Annotated in this window: 22 protein-coding genes; 10 read left to right on the top strand and 12 right to left on the bottom strand. The window is 60.2% G+C overall.

The window, feature by feature from the left end:
- Positions 1–68 precede the first annotated feature (68 nt).
- The 6 genes from FHT86_RS29195 (at position 69) to FHT86_RS29170 (ending at position 5,838) form a co-directional block, all read left to right on the top strand.
- Entirely contained in the window at positions 69–1,229 is a 1,161-nt protein-coding gene (locus FHT86_RS29195; protein ID WP_133710404.1) for an ABC transporter substrate-binding protein, read from the top strand.
- 128 nt (positions 1,230–1,357) lie between these two features.
- Entirely contained in the window at positions 1,358–2,344 is a 987-nt protein-coding gene (locus tag FHT86_RS29190) for an ABC transporter ATP-binding protein (RefSeq protein WP_133710403.1), read from the top strand.
- On the top strand, positions 2,341–3,312 hold the full coding sequence (locus FHT86_RS29185; protein ID WP_133710402.1) for an ABC transporter permease: 972 nt from the start codon (positions 2,341–2,343) through the stop codon (positions 3,310–3,312). The genes FHT86_RS29190 and FHT86_RS29185 overlap by 4 nt, the downstream gene beginning before the upstream one ends.
- Positions 3,302–4,117, top strand: a complete 816-nt coding sequence (locus tag FHT86_RS29180) for an ABC transporter permease (protein ID WP_133710401.1) — start codon at positions 3,302–3,304, stop codon at positions 4,115–4,117. The genes FHT86_RS29185 and FHT86_RS29180 overlap by 11 nt, the downstream gene beginning before the upstream one ends.
- A 13-nt stretch (positions 4,118–4,130) precedes the next feature.
- A complete protein-coding gene (locus tag FHT86_RS29175) occupies positions 4,131–5,558 on the top strand; it encodes a gamma-aminobutyraldehyde dehydrogenase (protein WP_133710400.1) in 1,428 nt (475 codons plus the stop codon).
- 106 nt (positions 5,559–5,664) lie between these two features.
- Positions 5,665–5,838, top strand: coding sequence for a DUF1328 domain-containing protein (locus tag FHT86_RS29170; RefSeq protein WP_133710399.1), 174 nt, complete (start codon positions 5,665–5,667; stop codon positions 5,836–5,838).
- Between the two features lie 36 nt (positions 5,839–5,874).
- Here FHT86_RS29170 and FHT86_RS29165 read toward each other — a convergent pair whose 3' ends face one another.
- From FHT86_RS29165 to FHT86_RS29115, 11 genes are all read right to left on the bottom strand, one after another.
- On the bottom strand, positions 5,875–6,549 hold the full coding sequence (locus FHT86_RS29165; protein ID WP_133710398.1) for a DUF1345 domain-containing protein: 675 nt from the start codon (positions 6,547–6,549) through the stop codon (positions 5,875–5,877).
- 110 nt (positions 6,550–6,659) lie between these two features.
- On the bottom strand, positions 6,660–7,391 hold the full coding sequence (locus FHT86_RS29160; RefSeq protein WP_133710397.1) for an SDR family oxidoreductase: 732 nt from the start codon (positions 7,389–7,391) through the stop codon (positions 6,660–6,662).
- Positions 7,392–7,506: 115 nt separating this feature from the next.
- Positions 7,507–8,640 (bottom strand): extracellular solute-binding protein, encoded by a 1,134-nt coding sequence (locus FHT86_RS29155; protein WP_133710396.1) that lies wholly within the window; start codon positions 8,638–8,640, stop codon positions 7,507–7,509.
- Between the two features lie 6 nt (positions 8,641–8,646).
- A complete protein-coding gene (locus FHT86_RS29150) occupies positions 8,647–9,099 on the bottom strand; it encodes a MaoC/PaaZ C-terminal domain-containing protein (protein ID WP_133710395.1) in 453 nt (150 codons plus the stop codon).
- Positions 9,100–9,102: 3 nt separating this feature from the next.
- Positions 9,103–10,182: a Gfo/Idh/MocA family protein gene (locus FHT86_RS29145; protein ID WP_133710394.1), complete on the bottom strand. Its 1,080-nt coding sequence runs from the start codon at positions 10,180–10,182 to the stop codon at positions 9,103–9,105.
- Positions 10,175–10,504 carry an L-rhamnose mutarotase gene (locus FHT86_RS29140; RefSeq protein ID WP_133710393.1) on the bottom strand — a complete coding sequence of 110 codons (330 nt, stop codon included), beginning with the start codon at positions 10,502–10,504 and terminating at the stop codon, positions 10,175–10,177. Before FHT86_RS29140 ends, FHT86_RS29145 begins: the two co-directional genes overlap by 8 nt.
- Positions 10,505–10,519: 15 nt before the next feature.
- Complete coding sequence (locus FHT86_RS29135; protein WP_133710392.1) at positions 10,520–11,632, bottom strand: mandelate racemase/muconate lactonizing enzyme family protein; 1,113 nt, start codon at positions 11,630–11,632, stop codon at positions 10,520–10,522.
- 16 nt (positions 11,633–11,648) lie between these two features.
- Entirely contained in the window at positions 11,649–12,746 is a 1,098-nt protein-coding gene (locus tag FHT86_RS29130; RefSeq protein ID WP_133710391.1) for an ABC transporter ATP-binding protein, read from the bottom strand.
- 4 nt (positions 12,747–12,750) lie between these two features.
- On the bottom strand, positions 12,751–13,617 hold the full coding sequence (locus tag FHT86_RS29125; RefSeq protein ID WP_133710390.1) for a carbohydrate ABC transporter permease: 867 nt from the start codon (positions 13,615–13,617) through the stop codon (positions 12,751–12,753).
- Between the two features lie 2 nt (positions 13,618–13,619).
- Positions 13,620–14,513, bottom strand: coding sequence for a carbohydrate ABC transporter permease (locus tag FHT86_RS29120; RefSeq protein WP_133710389.1), 894 nt, complete (start codon positions 14,511–14,513; stop codon positions 13,620–13,622).
- Between the two features lie 181 nt (positions 14,514–14,694).
- The gene (locus FHT86_RS29115; protein WP_133710388.1) at positions 14,695–16,011 is read right to left on the bottom strand and encodes a sugar ABC transporter substrate-binding protein; all 1,317 of its coding nucleotides are present in this window, start codon (positions 16,009–16,011) and stop codon (positions 14,695–14,697) included.
- 185 nt (positions 16,012–16,196) lie between these two features.
- Here FHT86_RS29115 and FHT86_RS29110 point away from each other — a divergent pair, with 185 nt between their 5' ends.
- The 4 genes from FHT86_RS29110 (at position 16,197) to FHT86_RS29095 (ending at position 19,632) form a co-directional block, all read left to right on the top strand.
- Positions 16,197–16,994: an IclR family transcriptional regulator gene (locus FHT86_RS29110; protein WP_133710387.1), complete on the top strand. Its 798-nt coding sequence runs from the start codon at positions 16,197–16,199 to the stop codon at positions 16,992–16,994.
- Between the two features lie 63 nt (positions 16,995–17,057).
- Complete coding sequence (locus tag FHT86_RS29105; protein ID WP_133710386.1) at positions 17,058–17,894, top strand: amidohydrolase; 837 nt, start codon at positions 17,058–17,060, stop codon at positions 17,892–17,894.
- Between the two features lie 33 nt (positions 17,895–17,927).
- Complete coding sequence (locus FHT86_RS29100; protein ID WP_133710385.1) at positions 17,928–18,473, top strand: MaoC family dehydratase; 546 nt, start codon at positions 17,928–17,930, stop codon at positions 18,471–18,473.
- A 1-nt stretch (position 18,474) separates the two neighbouring features.
- The gene (locus FHT86_RS29095; protein ID WP_133710384.1) at positions 18,475–19,632 is read left to right on the top strand and encodes a CaiB/BaiF CoA-transferase family protein; all 1,158 of its coding nucleotides are present in this window, start codon (positions 18,475–18,477) and stop codon (positions 19,630–19,632) included.
- A 141-nt stretch (positions 19,633–19,773) separates the two neighbouring features.
- Here the strand turns inward: FHT86_RS29095 and FHT86_RS29090 are convergent, their stop codons facing one another.
- Positions 19,774–20,091, bottom strand: a complete 318-nt coding sequence (locus FHT86_RS29090; protein ID WP_133710382.1) for a hypothetical protein — start codon at positions 20,089–20,091, stop codon at positions 19,774–19,776.
- Positions 20,092–20,093: the final 2 nt, after the last annotated feature.

The following is a 20,093-nucleotide window of genomic DNA, read 5'->3' as shown; positions in this document are numbered from 1 at the left end:
TTTTCTTCGGGAACAAAACGCCAGAAACTGGCTCCAACACCAACTGGCACAAGAACCGGGAGAATTCGATGAAGCATCTGCTGAAATCATGCACTGCTGCGCTCGCATGTTTAAGCTTCGCCACGCAGGTCATCGCTGCCGAGCCGTTGAAAACGCTCGGCAAAGGCGAAGGCGCCGTCAGCATCGTCGCTTGGGCCGGCTATATCGAGCGCGGCGAGAGCGACAAGAATTACGACTGGGTCACCCAGTTCGAGAAAGACACGGGCTGCAAGGTCAGCGTCAAGACCGCCGCCACATCCGATGAAATGGTGGCGCTGATGAACGAAGGCGGCTTCGACCTTGTCACGGCCTCAGGCGACGCATCGCTGCGCCTTGTCGCCGGCAAGCGCGTTCAGCCGATCAACACCGACCTGATCCCGAGCTGGAAGAACCTCGACGACCGCCTGAAAAATGCGCCATGGCATACCGTCAACGGCGTCCACTACGGCGTTCCCTATCTCTGGGGACCGAACGTGCTGATGTACAATGCCGATGCCTTTAAGGATCAAGCGCCGAAGAGCTGGAACGTCGTCTTTGAAGAAATGACCCTGCCGGACGGTAAGTCCAACAAGGGCCGTGTCCAGGCCTATGACGGACCGATCTATATCGCCGATGCCGCCCTTTACCTGATGGCCCACAAGCCGGAACTCGGCATCAAGGACCCCTACGAACTCAACGAAGACCAATACAAGGCTGCTCTCGACCTCTTGCGCGGCCAGCGCAAGCTCGTCAGCCGCTATTGGCATGACGCCATGATCCAGACGGATGACTTCAAGAACGAAGGCGTCGTCGCTTCCGGCTCCTGGCCGTTCCAGGTCAATCTTCTGCAGGCCGACAAGCAGAAGATCGGCTCGACCTTCCCGGATGAAGGCACGACCGGATGGGCTGACACCACCATGCTGCATGCCGACAGCGAGCACCCGAACTGCGCCTATATGTGGATTGAACATTCGCTACAGCCAAAGGTCCAGGGTGACGCTGCCGCCTGGTTCGGAGCCGTACCCTCTGTCCCTGCTGCCTGCAAAGGTAACGAACTGCTGACCGACAGCGGTTGCGCCACTAACGGTTACGACCATTTCGACAAGATCAAGTTCTGGAAAACCCCGGTCGCCAAGTGCACCACCGAGAGCGAATGCGTGCCCTACCATCGCTGGGTTTCCGACTATATCGGCGTGATTGGGGGCAGATAGCTCACGTCGATCATGGGACGATGAGGGGACAGGACATCAAGATCCCCTCATCGCCTCACTGCGCCCTTTTCCAAACAGAGAGACGCGACGAAATATGGCCGTCATCTCTGCATACCCCGGAGCATCCCATGACCGCTGTTCGTTTCCAGCAGGTATCGCGCCATTTCGGCCAGGTCCGCGCCGTAGACCACGTCGATCTGGAGATCGCGTCCGGCGAATTCTTTGCCATGCTCGGCCCCTCCGGCTCCGGCAAGACCACTTGCCTGCGACTCATCGCCGGTTTCGAGCAACCCACCGGCGGTCATATCGAGATCTTCGGCGAAACCGCCGAGGGCGTGCCCCCCTATCGCCGCAACGTCAACACCGTCTTTCAGGACTATGCTCTCTTCCCGCATCTCAACATCCTCGACAACGTCGCCTACGGGCTGATGGTCAAGGGCATCGGCAAGGCCGAAAGACTGAGGGCCGCTGAACAGGCGCTCGAACTGGTGAAGCTGCCGGGCTATGGCGCCCGCCGCCCCGGCCAGCTCTCCGGCGGCCAGCGTCAACGCGTGGCGCTCGCCCGCGCCCTCGTCAACAAGCCGAAGGTTCTTCTTCTCGACGAGCCACTTGGTGCACTGGACCTGAAACTGCGCGAGCAGATGCAAGAGGAACTGAAGAGCCTGCAGCGAGCGCTCGGCATCACCTTCGTGTTCGTCACCCACGATCAGGGCGAAGCGCTCTCCATGGCCGACCGCGTCGCCGTCTTCAACAACGGCAGGATCGTCCAGGAGGGTACACCACACGACATCTATCAGCGGCCGAAGACCAGATTCGTCGCCGATTTCGTCGGCTCCTCCAATGTGATCGCCCCTGAGACCATGTCATCGCTCGGCGGAGAACGGCGTTGGGCGAGCCTGCGGCCGGAGGCAATCCGATTGACCCAGGATGCCGGTGTTCCGGCGACGGTGCAAGCAACCAGCTTTCTCGGCGCTGCCACCCGCCTTTCGGTGGAAGCCCATGGTACGCGGATGCATGTCACCGTGCCGGCCGGTCAGCCGATTCCGGAAACCGGTACTTCCGTGCGCATCGCCTGGCTGCCGTCAGACATACACTATATGGACGACGCCGCATGATATCAGCCGCTATCACCACGGCTGCGCCGGCGGCCACCTCGATCCTGCCCAGCCGCGGCGGTTTCTTCGGCCGCCTGTCCGATCTCTTCTGGCGTCGTCCGAAACTCTTGCTTTTCCTGATGCTGACGCCGCCACTGCTCTGGCTCGGCATTATCTATATCGGCTCGTTGATCGCGCTGCTCCTGCAGAGCTTCTTTTCGATCGACGATTTCTCCGGAATGGTGAATTACGAATTCACGCTCTCGACCTACGCGCAGCTTTTGAATTCCGCCAATTTCGACATCATCATCCGCACGATCGTGATGGCGGCGCTGGTGACCGTCGCCTCCTCCTTCGTCGCCTTCCCGATCGCCTATTATGCGGCACGTTATGCCAGGGGAAAATGGAAGGCGCTGTTCTATCTCGGTGTCATGTTGCCGCTCTGGTCGAGCTATCTGGTCAAGGTCTACGCCTGGAAGCTGATCCTCGCCAAGGAAGGCATTTTGACCTGGCTTTTCGACAAGCTCTATCTCGGCTGGCTGCTCGATGGCGTGCTTAATCTGCCCATCGTCGGCGGCAATTCGCTTTCGGTGAGCTACATCGGCACGTTCCTGGTCTTCGTTTATATCTGGCTGCCCTATATGATCCTGCCGACCCAGGCTGCCCTTGAACGCGTGCCGGCCAACCTCCTAGAAGCCTCCTCCGATCTCGGCGCCACGCCGAACCAGACTTTCCGCACCGTTCTGCTGCCACTTGCACTGCCCGGTATCGTTGCCGGCTCGATCTTCACCTTCTCGCTGACGCTCGGCGACTACATCATTCCGCAGATCATCGGCTCGTCGCGCCTCTTCATCGGCCAGGCGGTCTATGCGCAGCAGGGCACGGCCGGCAACGTGCCGCTCGCTGCCGCCTTCTCGGTCGTGCCGATCGTCATCATGGCCATCTATCTCTGGATCGCCAAGAAACAGGGAGCTTTCGATGCGCTCTGATCGCGGCCAACACGCTTCCCTGCCACTGAAGATCGCAGCCGCCTGCGGGCTGCTCTTCCTGCATCTGCCCATCCTGCTGATCTTTGTCTATGCTTTCACGACGGAGGAGAAGAGCTATCAGTGGCCGCCGCCGGGCTTTACGCTGCAATGGTTCGGCATTGCCTGGAATCGGCCGGATGTCTGGTCGTCCCTGGCGCTGTCGGTTCAGGTGGCGACCGTCGCGACCGCGATCGCCCTGGTGCTCGGCACGCTCTGCGCCGCCGCCGTCAGCCAGACGAAATTCTTCGGACGCGAGGCAATCTCGCTGCTGGTGATCCTGCCGATTGCGCTCCCCGGCATCATCACCGGCATTGCGCTGCGCTCGGCTTTCAGCCTGTTCGATATTCCGTTTTCGGTCTGGACGATCGTCCTCGGCCACGCCACCTTCTGTGTCGTCGTGGTCTACAACAATGCCGTCGCCCGCTTCCGCCGTACCTCCGGTTCGCTGATCGAAGCCTCGATGGACCTCGGTGCCGACGGTTTCCAGACCTTCCGACATATCATCCTGCCGAATATCGGCACGGCGCTGCTCGCCGGCGGCATGCTTGCCTTCGCGCTTTCCTTCGACGAAGTCATCGTCACCACCTTCACCGGTGGCCAGCAGATGACATTGCCCATCTGGATGCTTGAGGAGCTGATCAGGCCACGCCAGCGCCCTGTTACCAATGTCGTCGCCATGGTCGTGGTGCTCGTCACCTTCCTGCCGATCCTGGCAGCCTACTATCTTACCCGCGACGGCGACCAAATCGCCGGCGGCGGCAAATGAAAGGGAGATTATTATGGATACCCAAATGCTGATCGGCTCCCGCTTTGAGGCCGGCACGGAGACGGAAGAGCATATCCTCAACCCGAAGACCGGTGAGATCGTACTCAAGCTGCCGGAAGCCTCGCTCGGCCAGATCGATGCTGCCGTCGACTCTGCCGAAAAAGCTTTCGCGAGCTGGTCGCAGACGACGCCTGGCCAGCGCTCCGCCTATCTCCTGAAGATCGCCGACGCCATCGAGAGGGATGCCGAAAGCTTTGCAGCGCTGGAAGCGCTGAACTGCGGCAAGCCGATCAACGCCGTCCTCAATGACGAGATCCCCGCCATCGTCGACTGCTACCGCTTCTTTGCCGGCGCGGTGCGCAACCTGCATGGCCCGGTCGCCGGCGAATACCTGCCCGGCCACACCTCGATGATCCGCCGCGATCCGATCGGCATCGTCGGGTCGATCGCGCCGTGGAACTATCCGCTGATGATGATGGCGTGGAAACTGGCGCCAGCCATTGCCGGCGGCAACACCGTCGTCTTCAAGCCGTCCGAACAGACGCCGCTGACGGCGCTGAAGATGGCGAAGCTGCTGACGGACATCCTGCCGGAGGGCGTCGTCAATGTCATCCTCGGCCGCGGCGAGAGCGTCGGCAACGCGCTGATCAACCATGCGAAAATCAGCATGGTCTCCATTACCGGCGATGTCGCCACCGGCAAGAAAGTGCTGCAGGCCGCCGCCAAAACGGTGAAGCGCACGCATCTCGAGCTCGGCGGCAAGGCCCCGGTTATCGTCTTCGATGATGCCGACATCGATGCCGTCGTCGCAGGCATCAGGACCTTCGGCTACTACAATGCCGGCCAGGACTGCACCGCCGCCTGCCGCATCTATGCCGACGCCAAGGTCTATGACAATTTTGTCGCCGACCTCACCTCCGCCGTCTCCAGCATCAAGTTCAACCTGGCTGACGACACCGAAAACGAAATCGGCCCGCTGATCTCCAAGCGCCAACGTGACCGCGTGGAAAGCTTCGTCACGCGCGCCGCCGAACACAAGCATATGCAGATCACCACCGGCGGCAAAACCTCCGGCGACCGAGGCTTCTTCTACACCCCAACCGTAGTGGCCGGCGCCACGCAGGACGATGAGATCGTCCGTCGCGAAGTCTTCGGCCCCGTTGTCTCCGTCACTCGTTTTACCAATACCGACGACGCCGTCGCCTGGGCCAACGACAGCGACTACGGCCTTGCCTCCTCCGTCTGGACCAAGGACATCAGCCGCGGCATGCAAACCGCCGCCCGCCTGCAATATGGCTGCACCTGGATCAACACCCACTTCATGCTGGTCAACGAAATGCCTCATGGCGGCCTGAAGCAATCCGGCTACGGCAAAGACATGTCGGTCTACGCGCTGGAAGACTACACCGCTGTCCGGCATGTGATGATCAACCACACTTGAGTTTCAAGCCTCCTCTCTCCGGAGAGGAGGCTGCAATCGAAACGGCATCGGAACAATTTCCCCTTTCCTGCGTCTTCGTTAAGCGCAACGCAGAGGAGATTTTCTAATGCTGAAGTGGGCTTTAATATTCTTCGTGATTTCCCTGATAGCCGGCTTTTTCGGCTTTTCCGGCGTCTCAGCCGCAACGGCGACGATCGCCCGCGTGCTCTTTGCGATCTTCCTGATCGTCTTCCTGGTGTTCCTGATCATGGCGGTGATGGCCGGTAACGCCGTGCTTTAAACAGACGATACTTCAACGAAGCTTTCGAGGGGCGGGCTACACCAGGCTCGCCCCGACATTGATCGCAAGCGCCAGGATCGTCGTATTGAACAGGAACGACAGGATGGCGTGCAACAGCACCAGCTTGCGCATGCTGACGGAGGAGACGCCGATATCGGCGGTCTGGGCGGCGACGCCGATAGTGAAGGAAAAATAGAGGAAATCCCAATAGATGGGCTCCTCCACCGGTTCGGCGAATTTCAACCCCTGCCCCTTTTCCAGATCGCCGTAGAAACGGTGCGCATAGTGGGTGGTGAAGAGTATGTGCAGGAACACCCAGGAAATCAAAATCGTCACGATCGCCGTCGCCGCGCGGAAAAGCGCCACCTCCGGCGGCGCCTCCTTGACGCCGAGCAGTTCCAAAGCGATGCCGCCGATGCTGGCAAGTGCGGCCGCGATCGAGAGGAACAGCAGAAATGCATCCGAAAAATCAAGATCGGCGGAACGCTTTCGGATACGATGCGCGTCGGACGTCAGCATCCGGTACAGGCTGTACCCTATGTAGACGATGGCGGTAGCGTTCCAGCTAGTAAGCGCATTGCTTGCGTCGAAGGTACCCGAAGTCAGAAGCATGAAGACCGCGATGCCAACCGCGACGCTGACAAGAATAACCTGATGCTTGCGTAGCAGCACAGCGGCCCTGGAACGATGCTGCTGTCCGTTCGTATCCATACCGCTCTCCCAATCGCTAACCATCGCTCAGATATAGATTCTCTGAGGGAAGTGGCAAACAAAAAGAGGCCCCGCAATGCGAGGCCTCTATTCTTGGAGAGAACGAGAATTCAGGCCGTCCAGCCGCCGTCGACGACGTGGATCTGGCCGGTGGTGAAGCCCGCCTCGTCACCGGCCAGATAGGTTACAAGAGCTGCGATCTCGTTGGCATCGGCGATGCGGCCCATCGGCTGACGGGCGATGAAATCGGCCATGGCTTTCTCATAGTCGCCGGTAGCGCGCAGGCGCTCATGCAGCGACGGGCTGTCGACCGTGCCCGGGCAAATGGCATTGATGCGGATACCCTTGGATACGAAATCGGCCGCGATCGACTTGGTGAGGCCGATGACGGCGGCCTTGGAGGCGCAATAGGCGAAGCGGTTCGGCACGCCCTTTACGCTTGAGGCGACGGACGACATGTTGACGATCGAGCCTTTGCCCTTCTCCAGCATGCCCGGCAGGAAGGTGCGGCAGGTCGTATACATCGCCTTGGCATTGAGGTTGAAGGAGAAATCCCAATCCTTCTCTTCGCAGTCGAGGATGGTGCCGGCATGCACGAAGCCGGCGCAATTGAAGAGCACGTCGATCGGGCCGAGTTCGTCCGCGTAAGCCTTGACCGCGGCGCTGTCGAGCACGTTCAACACATGCTTGCTGGCACCTTCCAGCGTCGAGAGCGTCTGCTCGTTGATGTCGGTGGCGAACACATGCGCACCGAGCGAAATGAAGCGCTCCGCTGTCGCCCGGCCGATGCCCTGTCCTGCCGCCGTGATGACGACCTTCTTGCCTTCCAATCCGTGACCCATAATCCTGATCCTTTCCTCCATGGCATGATCTTCAAACGGATAATCCGCCGATTGGAAGATCATGCGAAAACAAACAGCTAGAGCTAGGCGACGCCTCTGCGGGAGCCGTCGTGCTCTAACCTTCGAACGATTGCGCGAAGAGCCGGTTGAGCTTGTCGAGCAGGACTGTATGCCGCTCGGCGGTGCGCAGTCCATGGGTAATAATGTCCGATGCCTCACTCTGGAAAGCCATGTAGCCGTCGTGACGCGGCCGGACATATGCCCCCTCCAATGTGGCGCGCGTATTCCGGTAGAAATCGAGCGCCGCCACGTTGACGGCATCGTTGACCCAGGCGTCGGAATGGCCGGGCTGGCCGTTGCCTCTGGCATAGGCGCCCGCTTGCACCGGGCCGCCGGCGATCCAGCGCGCAAAGGCCTTGGCCTCCTCCGGCGCCTGCGTCTTAGCCGAAACGGCAATGCCTGTGCCGCCGAGCGCCGAGCCGTTGGGAGCGCGACCATCGATCACGGGCATGTCGGCAAAGGCAATACGCGCTGGTCTGAATCCGGCAAAGGAATAGCTGACATACCCATAAATGAAGGGAGCGACGTCATAGGGGCAATCCGGCTCACCCATCAGATCGAGGACGGCGATCGGGTCCATTTCGTAGCACCTGGCATCCATGGCATCGACGATCCGCGCCATCCAGTCGAGCACGATTTCGCCATCCGCCTTGGCAATGAACTCCGGTCCCTCGACGCTGCAGGGTGTGCCGAGATGGGCCGCTAGGGTGAAGAAGGTCATCAGCGAATGCGGCGGCCGCATCGGCAGGATCGCCTTTCCCTTGGCCACCAGCGGTATGATCTCGGCAAGATCGCTTGTCGGCCCGCTCAATCGATCTGGTCGGTAGGCCTGAACCTGTGTTGCCGCGTCGATCGGGAAAGCCCATTGCTGTCCCCGCCAGTTATAGCTCGGATAGGACCGGCCGACCGTGCCGGCAGCGACCGCGGCAAGCTCATCCCCATGCGCAGCATCATCAAGCGGCAGCAGGCAGTCCTCGCGGGTGATCTGGCCGACATGCGGATGATCGATGACGATGAGGTCGTACGCCGCGGCAAGCTCTTCGACGGGAAAGGATTCGAAGTCCTGCAACGAGCGCTTCTCCCAGGTGATCTCGACGCCGGTCTTTTCCAACCAGAGTTTCGAACATGCCACCATCGGATCGTAGCCGCGCGGATGCGACCAGGTCATTCCCTTTAGCTTCACCATCATTCTCTCTCAGTTTGCCGCTTTGCGCTCGACGATCAGGATGTGGTCGGCAGCGAGCACGACTTCGTCGCGCTGGTTCAGCACTTCGCAACGCTCGACAACGCGGCCGGACGCCGGGCGTTTCGGATCGTCCTCTTTTGCCGATATCGTCACCCGCGTGCGGATCGTGTCACCGATGTGCACGGGTCGGATGAACCGCAGCCGGTCGTAGCCATAGGAGAAAGCGACGGGGTTGATGAGTGAGGCCGTCAGCCCAACGCCGATTGAAAAAATCATCGTGCCGTGGGCGATGCGCTGACCGCCAGGCAAGGTCTTGGCGAATTCCGCATCCATATGATGCGGAAAGAAATCGCCGGTATGGCCGGCATGGACGACGAAATCGGTCTCGGTGATCGTCCGTCCGGTCGTCGTCCGGACGTGGCCAAGCTCATAGTCTTCGAAGTGAATCGTCTGTTCGGCCATGGCTCACACCTTTGGAAGTTCGGCAATCGGTGTTGCCGGCTGCGCGCTCGACTGATAGGCGGCCTCGACCAGTGCCATGGTCTGCCAAGCATCTTCGACGGAGCCGACCAACGTCTCGTCCTCACCCGAGGCGAAGCGCTGCAGATTGGCCATGCGGTTTACGAAAGCATCCGGGAACCAGGCGCCTTCGAGCTTCACCTCGACCCACTCGCTGCCACCGGCGGGACGAATCCACAACTCGTCCGGCTCGCCGCGCGGATAGTCGAGATTGACACCGAGCTTGATATAGGCCGCGCCCTTGGTGCCGGAGATGCGGAATTCGCAAGCCTGGAACTTGCGACCGAAATCATGGTCGTGGTTGACCGAAAGCACGCAGCGGATCTTGTCGCCATAGTCGAGGATCGCGGCGGTGCGCGTCTGCGCCACTTCGTGGTTCGGATGGCCGATCGTCTTGGCATGCAAGCCCTTGGGATTGCCGAGCAGGCCGCGAATGAAATCGAGATAGTGGATCGAGTGCATCGCAATCTCGATGCGCGGCAGGCCCTTCAGGAAAGGCCAGAGCCCCCAGGGTGTCGCAAGCGCCAGCCACGCATCGAAATCGACCACTTCGCCGAGATAGCCCTTCTCGACGGCGTCATAGAGCGCCAGCATCATCGGCGCGAAGCGGAGCTGAAAATTGACAGCCGCCTTGATATCGCGCTCGCGACAGACTCTGAGAATTTCCGTTGCCCCGGCCAAATCGCTGCCCATCGGCTTCTGAATGAGCGCGAAAGAGCCACGAGGCAGTTTGGCGAGGATAGTGGCATGCGCCGCAGGTGGGGTCGCCAGATCGAAAATCGCACCTTTGACGGCAAGCGCCTCGGCCTCGGACGCAAAAGCCTGGATGCCCCATTGATCCGCCAAGGCCTTTGCCTTTTCCCCGTTCGGATCATAGAGACCGGCGACCGGGAAGCTCGCCTTCCGGTAAGCCGGTAAATGCGCGTCGCCGACGATGCTGCCGGCGCCGAAGATAACGATTGGACGCGACGTGGCCGGTTTAGGCCACCACTGACGAAGAGACTTGGGGTCGAATTGATCAGTCAAGATGAAACACCTCTTCCATCATCGCCCACCACTCACCCTCTTTACGGGTATCGAGCGGCTTCTGGCAGGGCATGCAGACGGACCACCATTCCTGGTTCTTCCGGCTGGCGGCCATCTTGGCCATGTCGGCGGCAAAATCGGTGCCGACATATTCCCAATAACCGAAGAGCAGGTTTTCCGACTCTTTCAGGAAGATGGAATAGTTGGTGATGTTGCATTCAGAGATCAGCGCCAGGATCTCGGGCCAGACTGCCGCATGCAGGCGCTTGTATTCCTCGACCTTTGCCGGCTCGAGACCGATCACCATCCCCATCCGCTGCATGGCCCTCATCCTCCCTTAAGCGTGAATCTCGCGCGTGAATTCACCGATCGAGCGCGCCTTCACCGCTTCCCAGTCCCAGGCGATGCCGATGCCGGGTTCGGCGGGCGCAATAGCCTTGCCGTCAACGATCTCCATGCCCTTGGTGGTGAGATCGTCGAGCTGCGGGATATATTCGACATATTTCCCGTTCGGAACCGCGCAGACGAGGCTGACATGCAATTCCATCAGGAAGTGCGGGCAGACCGGAATATCGAAGGCTTCCGCCGCATGCGCCACCTTCAACCAGGGCGTGATGCCGCCAATGCGGGCAACGTCGACCTGGACGATCGAGCACGCGCCCTTCTGCATATATTCGCGGAAATGCCGGATCGAATAGATGGATTCGCCGACCGCGATCGGCGTCGGTGTCGAGCGCGTCAGGCGGATATGACCGTCGAGATCGTCGGCAGGGAGCGGCTCCTCTATCCAGGCGAGATCGAGTTCCCTCAACCTTGCAGCACGGCGGATGACCTCGTCGACCGAAAAGCCCTGATTACAGTCGGTCATGATCTCGAAGCCCGCCCCGAGCGCCAGACGCATGGCCGAGAGCCGGTCATAATCCTCCGAACCATGCGGCTTGCCGATCTTCACCTTCGAGCCGGAAAAGCCCTTGGCCTTCGCTTGCAGGGCATCTTCGACCAAGGCTTCCTTCTCTATATGCAGCCAGCCGCCTTCGGTCGTGTAAAGCGGGCAACGATCCTTGGCGCCGCCGGCAAGTTTCCAGAGCGGCAGGTTCTGTTTCTTGGCGCGCAGGTCCCAGAGCGCCGTATCGACAGCGGCAAGCGCCAGGGCAGTGATGGCGCCGATCGTCGTCGCATGCGTGGCAAATTCCATTTTGTGCCAGATCGCCTCGATACACTCGGCATCCTCGCCGATCAGCAGCGGCACGAGATGATCGGACAGCAGCCGCATGACGGACGAACCGCCCGTACCGATCGTATAGCTGTAGCCGGTACCGACGGCGCCGTCTGAATCGGTAATGGTGACGATCGGCGTCTCCTGGCTGACGAAGCTCTGGATCGCATCCGTCCGCTTCACCTTCGGCGGCAGGTCGACCATGCGCAGTTCAATTTTTTCGATACGGGCCATGTTCTTGTCTCCTCGCTCAGATCGCCAGGCTCTTGCCGGTCTCGGCGGAAAAGAGATGCGCTTGGCTGAGGTCGAAGCTCATCTTCAATTGTTCGCCGCTTTTCAGGCCGCGCGGATTGAGCATGCGCGACACCCATTCGCGGCCGGCGAATTCGACGAAGACAAGGGTCTCGTTACCGAGCGGCTCGGTGATGGCGACGGGCAACGTCACCTCATGCACCGCTGTTTCGGCGCCCGAATGCAGGCCATGGCCGCTTGGGAAAATATCGTCCGGACGCAGGCCGAAGGCAACCTTTTCGCCATCCCTGACGCGGCCTGAAAATTGCCCCGGCAGCGGCAGCTTGTCGCCGTTCTTGAATACGAGTGCGCCTGCCGAGACGGTAGCTTCCTCGATATTCATCGGCGGCGAGCCGATGAAGCCGGCGACGAAGCGTGTGGCCGGTCGCTTGAACACTTCGTCAGGGGTGCCGACCTGCTCGATATAGCCATCGCGCATGATGACGATACGATCGGCAAGCGTCATTGCTTCCACCTGGTCGTGGGTGACATAGATCACCGTCGACTGCACCTTGGCATGCAGCTTCTTGATCTCGGTGCGCATTTGCGTGCGGAGTTTGGCGTCGAGGTTCGACAGCGGTTCGTCGAAGAGGAAGACTTCCGGCTGGCGGACGATGGCGCGGCCCATAGCGACGCGCTGGCGTTGGCCGCCGGAAAGCTGCGCCGGCCGGCGATCCATCAGCGCTTCCAGGCTGAGGATGGCAGCCGCTTCATTGACGCGTTGGTCGATCTCCGCCTGCGGTTGCTTGGCGATCTTCAGCGAGAAGCCCATGTTCTCACGTACGGTCATATGCGGATAGAGCGCATAGGACTGGAACACCATGGAGATGTTGCGATCGCGCGGCGGCAGGTCGTTGACGACGGTGTCGCCGATCTCGATGGCTCCATCGGAGATCTCTTCGAGACCCGCGATCATACGCAGCGTGGTCGACTTGCCGCAGCCGGAAGGCCCGACCAAAGCGATGAATTCCTTGTCCTTGATATCGAGATCGATCCCGTGGACGATTTCCAGCGCACCGTAGCGCTTGACGAGTTTTTTGAGCGAAACCTGAGCCATGGGTTCAACCTTTGACCGCACCGAATGTCAGACCGGACACGAGATGCTTCTGAATGATGAAGGTGAGAGCGAGCGCCGGAACGATCATCACCACCGCGAGAGCGCACATGCCGCGCCAATCAATGGTGAATTCGGCCGTATAGTCGAGCAGGCCGACCGGCAACGTCTTGGAATCGACCGAGCGCGTGAGCTGCGAGGCCAGCGCATATTCGTTCCAGCAGGTGAGAAAGGCGAAGATGCCGGCGGACGCGATGCCGGGACCGGCGAGCGGAAACTCCACTTGCCAGAAGGCCTGCCAGCGCGTGCAGCCGTCGATCTGAGCCGCTTCGGCGAGATCCTTCGGCACCTGCCGGAAGAAGCCGTCGATCAGCCAGATGGTGAAGGGCACGTTCAACGCGACATAGGTGAGGATCAAGCCAAAATGTGTGTCGATGATGCCGAGCCGCGCATAGACCATGAACAGCGGCAGCGACAGGGCGACGCCCGGCACGGAGCGCGTCAGCATCAGGCCGAGAAACACCGCCGATTTACCGGTGAAGCGGAAGCGGGCGAAGGCATAGCCGCCGGACATGCCGATGATCAACGCGATGGCGGTGGAGGTGATGGAGATCACCAGTGAATTGCGGAAATAGTCCCAGACGGGGATGCCGCCCTGCCCCGCGCCGCTGAACATGGCGCGATAGGCTTCGAGCGAAAGCTCATGCGGGATCCAGACCGGCGGTTTCGCCATGATCTCGACCGTGGGCCGCAGCGAGCTGAGGATGATCCAGAAGCCCGGCAGGCAGATGATGAGCATCGCGATGAAAAGGCCGATGAGATAGGCGACGTTTCCGATGCGGCGGCGCAGGCGTTGTTCGGCGTTGCGATCCATGATTACCACTCCGCTCCGATCTGGGTGCGGGCAAGCGCCAGCTTACGGAAGAAATAGACTGTGAAGGCGATCGACAGGATGATCGAGACATAGGCCATGGCGTTGGCGAGCCCCATTTGCGCGTCGGCATAGGCCGTGCGTCCGACCAGCGTCCAGATCAACTCCGTGCGCCGCGCGGGACCGCCATCGGTCATGATCTTGACGATGTCATAGGCACGAGCGACGTCGAGCGAACGGATGGTCATGGCGATGAAGGCGAACGGCATCAGGAACGGCCAGGTGACGTATCGGAAGGTCTGCCAGCTCGTACAGCCATCGACTTTCGCAGCCTCTACCGGCTCCTGCGGCATGGCGAAAAGGCCGGCCAGAATGAGGATGGCGAAGACGGAAGTGGACGACCAGACTTCCGCGACGATGATCGAAAACAATGCCAGATTGCCGTCGATCAGCCACGGAATGGCATTGTTGGTGATACCAAGCGATTGCAGGGCATTGTTGATGATGCCGACATTGTCGTTGAACATGAATTTGAACTGGAAACCGACGAGCACGGGCGAAAACATCATCGGGAACATCATCAGGGTACGCAGGATGCGCTTGCCGTGGGTCGCCTTGTTGACCAGGAGCGCCAAGCAGAGGCCGAGCAGCATTTCCAGGTTGAGCGCGATGGTCAGCAGCACGACGGTGCGCACGAAAGCCGCCAGGAAGACCGGATCGGTCAGAATGCGGGAATAATTGCGCAAGCCGATGAAAGTGAAGAGCGTCGCCGGCCGGGTCAGGCGAAACGGCGTGAAGCTGGAATAGAAGGACAGAAGCAGCGGAAACAGGACCACCGCCACAAGCACGATGATCGCCGGAAGAAGCAGCAGGACCGGTGGGGATATTTTCTTGAACATGGTTTGCACCTGTCGGCATTCCTCAGCAGCATGGCCCGGACTGCGTGGAATGCGATTGCATGGGGCCGAGGGGCCGGAGTGACGTCCGGCCGGACAGACCGGCCCCTAAAGGCACAGGTCATAAGCATTTTTCAAAGAAGTCCCGCACCCTCTACCGGATGCGGGACTTTGATTGCTGCGATCAGAGAGCGCCGGCGTCCTTCAGAACGTCGGTTGCCTTCTGCGCGGCCGTGTCGAGCGCTTCCTTGGAGGTCTTGTCACCGAGGATGGCGGCCTGAAGCTCAGGATAGACGACGTTGGAAATCTCGATCCATTGCGGCGTGCGCGGAACCGGGAAGGCATACTTCATCGATTCCTGGAACGTGCTCAGCACTTCCTTCTTATAGGGATCGGAAGCAGCCTGTTGGATGTCCCATTCCCAGACCGCCTTGCGGGTCGGCAGCGTGCCGTTGGCCGCTTCCAGCTTCTGCGAGTCGTCGTTGGTCAGGAACCAAACCAGCGAGGCGGCAGCATCCTTGTTCTTGCACGCTTCCGTCACCGAGAAGCCGTGATGGCCGGACCAGCCGGTGTGCTTGCCGGACGAACCGACAGGCTGAACGACGACGCCGACATTGCCGGCGACCTTCGAGGACTTCGGATCGTTGAAGTAGGTCGCCCAGCCCGGCCAATCGAGATCGAGCGCGACGGTGCCCGACGCAAAGCCGGCGCCGAGATCGTCCCAAAGATAGTTGGTCGTGCCGGCTGGAACCGCCTTTGCCTTGTACATGTTCACGAACCAGTCGAGCGCACGCACGCCGGCGTCGGAATTGAAGGCCGGCTTGCCGTCTTTGTCGAGATATTCGCCGCCCTCGGCGACCAGCATTTCATAGAAGCGGCCATTGATCGCCTCTTCCTTGCCGGGGAACTGTGTGCCGAAGAAGTTCGGCGGATTGGCAAAGAACGTCGCCTGATCAGACACTTCCTTCCAGGTCTTCGGCGGCGCCAGATCGTAGCCGTACTTCGCCTTGAATGCCGTCTTCTTGGTCTCGTCGCTATAGAGGCTCTTCTGATAGTAGAGAGCCGAAACGTCGAACTGAGCGCGCGGCAGCATGATCAGTCGACCGTCGATGGTGGATGCCTCGATGGTCGAATCGACGAACTGGGCAATCTCCTCCTTCGGCAACAGCTTGCTCAGGTCGGTATAGAGGTCCGGATACTGGGGCGCGAAGGACGAGTGGTTCGAACCGACGCACCAGGAAATATCGCCCGACGCCATGTCCGACTTGATTTCCTTGTCGAGCTCGAAGTGGTTCTTCTTGGAGAGGATATTGACCTTGGCGCCGGTCTCCTTCTCCCACTCGGAAATACGCGCATAGAGCGGCTCGTATTGTTGGCCGCCGATCAGCTTGGCGTCGATCGTCACACCCGGGAACTTGCCGGGCAGGTCGGCAGCAAAGACCGCGGAGCTCGCGAGCAATGCCAGCACGCCGGCTGCGAGGCCGGCCTTCAAATTCCTCATTGAATTTCCTCCCTAAAGGACCGGACACCCCGCCCGATCGCCCTCTCACGACCCAAATATGGATCAATGATTTATATGTAAACATCTTATTCATTGACCGTCAAGCCGGGATCGCAGGCGCTTGCAAATCGTATTCATTCATATATGAATGATGAATTATATTTCTTTGGTGTGAGGCGCCTCCCATGAGTGTAACCATAGAAGACGATAGCGACCGATACCGCGCACCGGCGCTGGACAAAGGCCTCGATATCCTGGAACTGCTGGCGCGAATCGACGGCGGTTTGACACAGGCCGAAATCGCCAAGGCGCTCGGCAAAAGCCCGAACGAGTTCTACCGTATGCTCGATCGCCTAGTCCGGCGAGGTTATGTGCAGCGGCAGGATGGCGATCGCTTCTATCTGACCCTCAAGCTCTTCGGCCTGGCGCACTATCACGCGCCGGTGCGCCGGCTCGTTTCCTTCGCCACGCCGCTGATGCGCGAATTCTCCAACCGCGCCGAGCAAGCTTGCCATCTGGCGATTTTCGACCGCGGCTCGGTCGTGGTCATCGCCCAACAGGATTCGCCGACCTATTGGGGCATCTCGATCCGTGTCGGTGCTCAGATCAACCTGTTTAACACTGGCTCCGGTCACGTCCTGCTGGCTTTCCGTGACGAAAAACAGCGCAAGATGATGATCAACGAGCAGCAGCGCCAACAGGATGACGATGTGCCGATGCCCGCCGATCTTGATGAGCGCCTTCAGTTGATCAAGGAGAAAGGCTTCGAGACGATGGATAGCCTGCAGACCAATGGTGTGCGCAACATTTCAGCACCTGTGCTAGCATTGGACGGCTATGCACTGGCCGCGCTCACCTGCCCCTATATTCAGCCGGTCAATCCCAATGCACCGACCTACGAGCAGGTAATCCAATATGTGCGTGAAGCGGCCAAAGACGTGTCGGAGACCGTTGCTGGCACATTGGATAACGCCGAGCTATAATTTTTATTTGAATAAACTATTCTTCTGTGAGTATATGTTGATCAGCATGATGGGAGGATCGCCATGCTTTTCGATAGCCACCTGCACATCGTCGATCGCGAGAAACTTGGATATCCCTGGCTGGAAGGGGCCGGCGCGCTGAACCGCGACAGCCTCTATGAAGACTATGCCCGCGAGGCACACCGCCTGGGGATCACCGACACGCTCCATATGGAAGTGGACGTCGCCGAGGGCGATATCGAGCGGGAAACGGACTGCGTCAAGGACTTGAGTCAAAGGCCCGGCAGCCTGATCCGCGGCGCCATCGCCGCCTGCCGCCCGGAAGACGCGGGCTTTCCTGCCTATCTCGAACGCGTGCTCGCCGATCCCTTCGTCAAGGGCTTCCGCCGTGTTCTGCATGTGGTGCCGGACGACCTCTCCGAACGTCCGCTTTTCAGGGAAAACCTGACGCGGATTGCCGGCACTCGCCTCACATTCGATTTCTGCGTGCTGCCGCATCAGATCGCCAAGGCGATCGCGATCGCCGATCTCAATCCCGAGGTACAATTCATTCTCGACCACTGCGGCGTACCCGCCGTCAAGGACGGCCTCAGCGAGGTCTGGACGTCGGGGATGACCGAAATCGCCAAGCGGCCGAACGTCGTCGTCAAGATTTCCGGCGTCGTCGCCTATGCCGATCCCGATAGCTGGACCGTCGACACGCTGCGCCCCTTCGTCGAGCATTCGATTGCAAGCTTCGGCTGGGATCGCGTTATCTGGGGCAGCGACTGGCCGGTCTGCACGCTGGGCGGTGGTCTCTCCACCTGGGTCGCTGCCACGCATGCGCTGACGCAAGGGGCGAGCGCCGACGAACGCAACAGCCTCTATCAGCTCAACGCCAAGCGCCTCTGGTCTCTCTGAGCGCTCCGGATATTTTCATCGAAAGCCCATGCCATGACTGCCACCGTCGGCATTTCCAGCACCCATCCGAAGACCATGCCGGCGGACCATGCCGATATCCCCGTCTGGAACTCGGAAAACTGGTTCTATGAAGACTTCGAGATTGGCCACAAGATCCGTTCGCTGCGGCGGACGATCTCCGAAGGCGAATCCCAACAGTTCAACGCCCTAGTGCTCGACATGCACCCCTATGTCAGCGACCAGATCTTTGCGGAGACGGAAGGCCTGTTCGGCAAGCGTCTCGTTGCCGGCGCCTTCGTCTTCTCCGCCGGCCTTGGGCTCGTTGCCACCAATTGCATCAACGCCTTCTCCTACGGCTACGACAAGCTGCGCTTCGTCAAGCCCACCTTCATCGGCGATACGATCTACACCATCCGCACCAATCTCGACAAACAGCCGAAATACAAGGATCTCGGCCTGATCCGCTCTTCCTACGAAGTTTTCAAGGGCGAAGGCGAGCTGGTGCTTTATTGCGAGCATATCCAGACGGTACGCTACAAGAATGGCCGGCCCGCTAACGCTCCGGAATTGAAGGGCTGAGATGACTCAAGGAAACAACGACGGCCTGCTCGCCGGCATCACGGTCCTCGATATGAGCCAGTTCCTGGCCGGGCCGATGGCCGCGCTCCGGCTCGGTGATCTCGGCGCGCGGGTGATCAAGGTCGAACGTCCCGATGGCGGCGATCTCTGCCGCCGGCTTTATCTTAGCGATACCGAGATCGGCGGCGACTCGACGCTGTTCCACGCGATCAATCGCGGCAAGGAAAGCTTTGCCGTCAATATGAAGGACAAAGGTGACCTGCAGGATCTGCGTACGCTGATCGGAAAGGCTGACGTCATCATCCAGAATTTCCGCCCGGGAGTCATCGACCGCCTGGGTCTCGACTACGCCTCGGTCGCCAAGATCAATCCGCGCATCGTCTATGGCAGCATCACCGGCTACGGCCCGGACAATGAGTGGCGGCACTTTCCCGGGCAGGATCTGCTCGCCCAGGCCCGCTCCGGCGCCATGTGGCTGAACGGCGAAGCCGACGACGGCCCTGTGCCGTTCGGCCTGGCGGTTGCCGACATGTTGGCCGGCAACCTCATCGTCCAGGGCATTCTCGCCGGCCTCGTGCGACGCGGCGTCACCGGTCAAGGTGTCCATGTCGAAACCAGCCTGCTGGAGGCGATGATCGATTTCCAGTTCGAGGTGCTGACCACCCATCTGAACGATGGCGGTCGCCTGCCGAAGAAATCCTCCGTTCGCAATGCCCATGCCTATCTCTCGGCGCCGTATGGTGTCTATCACTGCGCCGATGGCTGGCTGGCGCTGGCGATGACGCCGCTGCCGAAACTGGCGCCTCTTTTCGAGCTTCCGGCGCTTGCCGACTACACGCCGGAGGAGGCCTTCTCCCGCCGTGACGAGATCAAGAGCCTGATCGCCAGCCGCCTGCACGAGAAGACGGTGAAGGAATGGCTCGCCATTCTGGAGCCCGCCGATATCTGGGCGGCTGAGGTGCTGGACTGGCCGAAACTGCTGAAAACCGCCGCCTTCCACCAGCTCGACATGTTGCAGACGGTAACCCGTGGCGACGGCGTTTCCGTTCGCACGACGGCAAGTCCGATCCGCGTCAACGGTGTCAGGCACAAGAACGATCTCGCGGCCCCGACGATCGGCAGCGAGTCTGAGAAGATCAGGGCGGAATTCCTTGCCTGACGCCGTTTGCATCAGAGCGATTCCAGGAAAAGTGCGCAGCGGTTTTCCGTCCGGAATTGCGAGCAAACAAAAGACAGAGCGGTGCTGCTTTTCCGTGAAAAGCTGAACCGCTTTAGCGGTGCAAGCGGCCCCGAAGATGCCTCACGCCGGCTGCACCGAAGCGACCTTACCGGTGTTGTCGATGATGCAATTAAATCTGCGGCCGGTCGCATTCAACTCGACACGGTAGGTGGCTGCATCCAATTGCTGCGAATTCATCGGAAGCACCTTGCTCCGATCAAGGCTGGCGGATTTCGCCGTGGCGTCGGCGCATAAAAGCTGCAGATCGGCGGGAGCCGTTTGCAGTTTCGTTCGAGCCATCTGGTCGGGTGGCGGTGAGGATACACATGCCGTCACTGGAGCAAGAAGCACGAGCGGGAAAAGCAATCGTGCCGCGGACCAGCCATTGGATTTCGTCATTC

This window comes from Rhizobium sp. BK313 (assembly GCF_014193655.1).
Classification (GTDB): Bacteria; Pseudomonadota; Alphaproteobacteria; order Rhizobiales; family Rhizobiaceae; genus Rhizobium.
The sequence above is the reverse complement of the archived record's forward strand: the minus strand, read 5'-3'. Positions and strand labels throughout refer to the sequence as shown.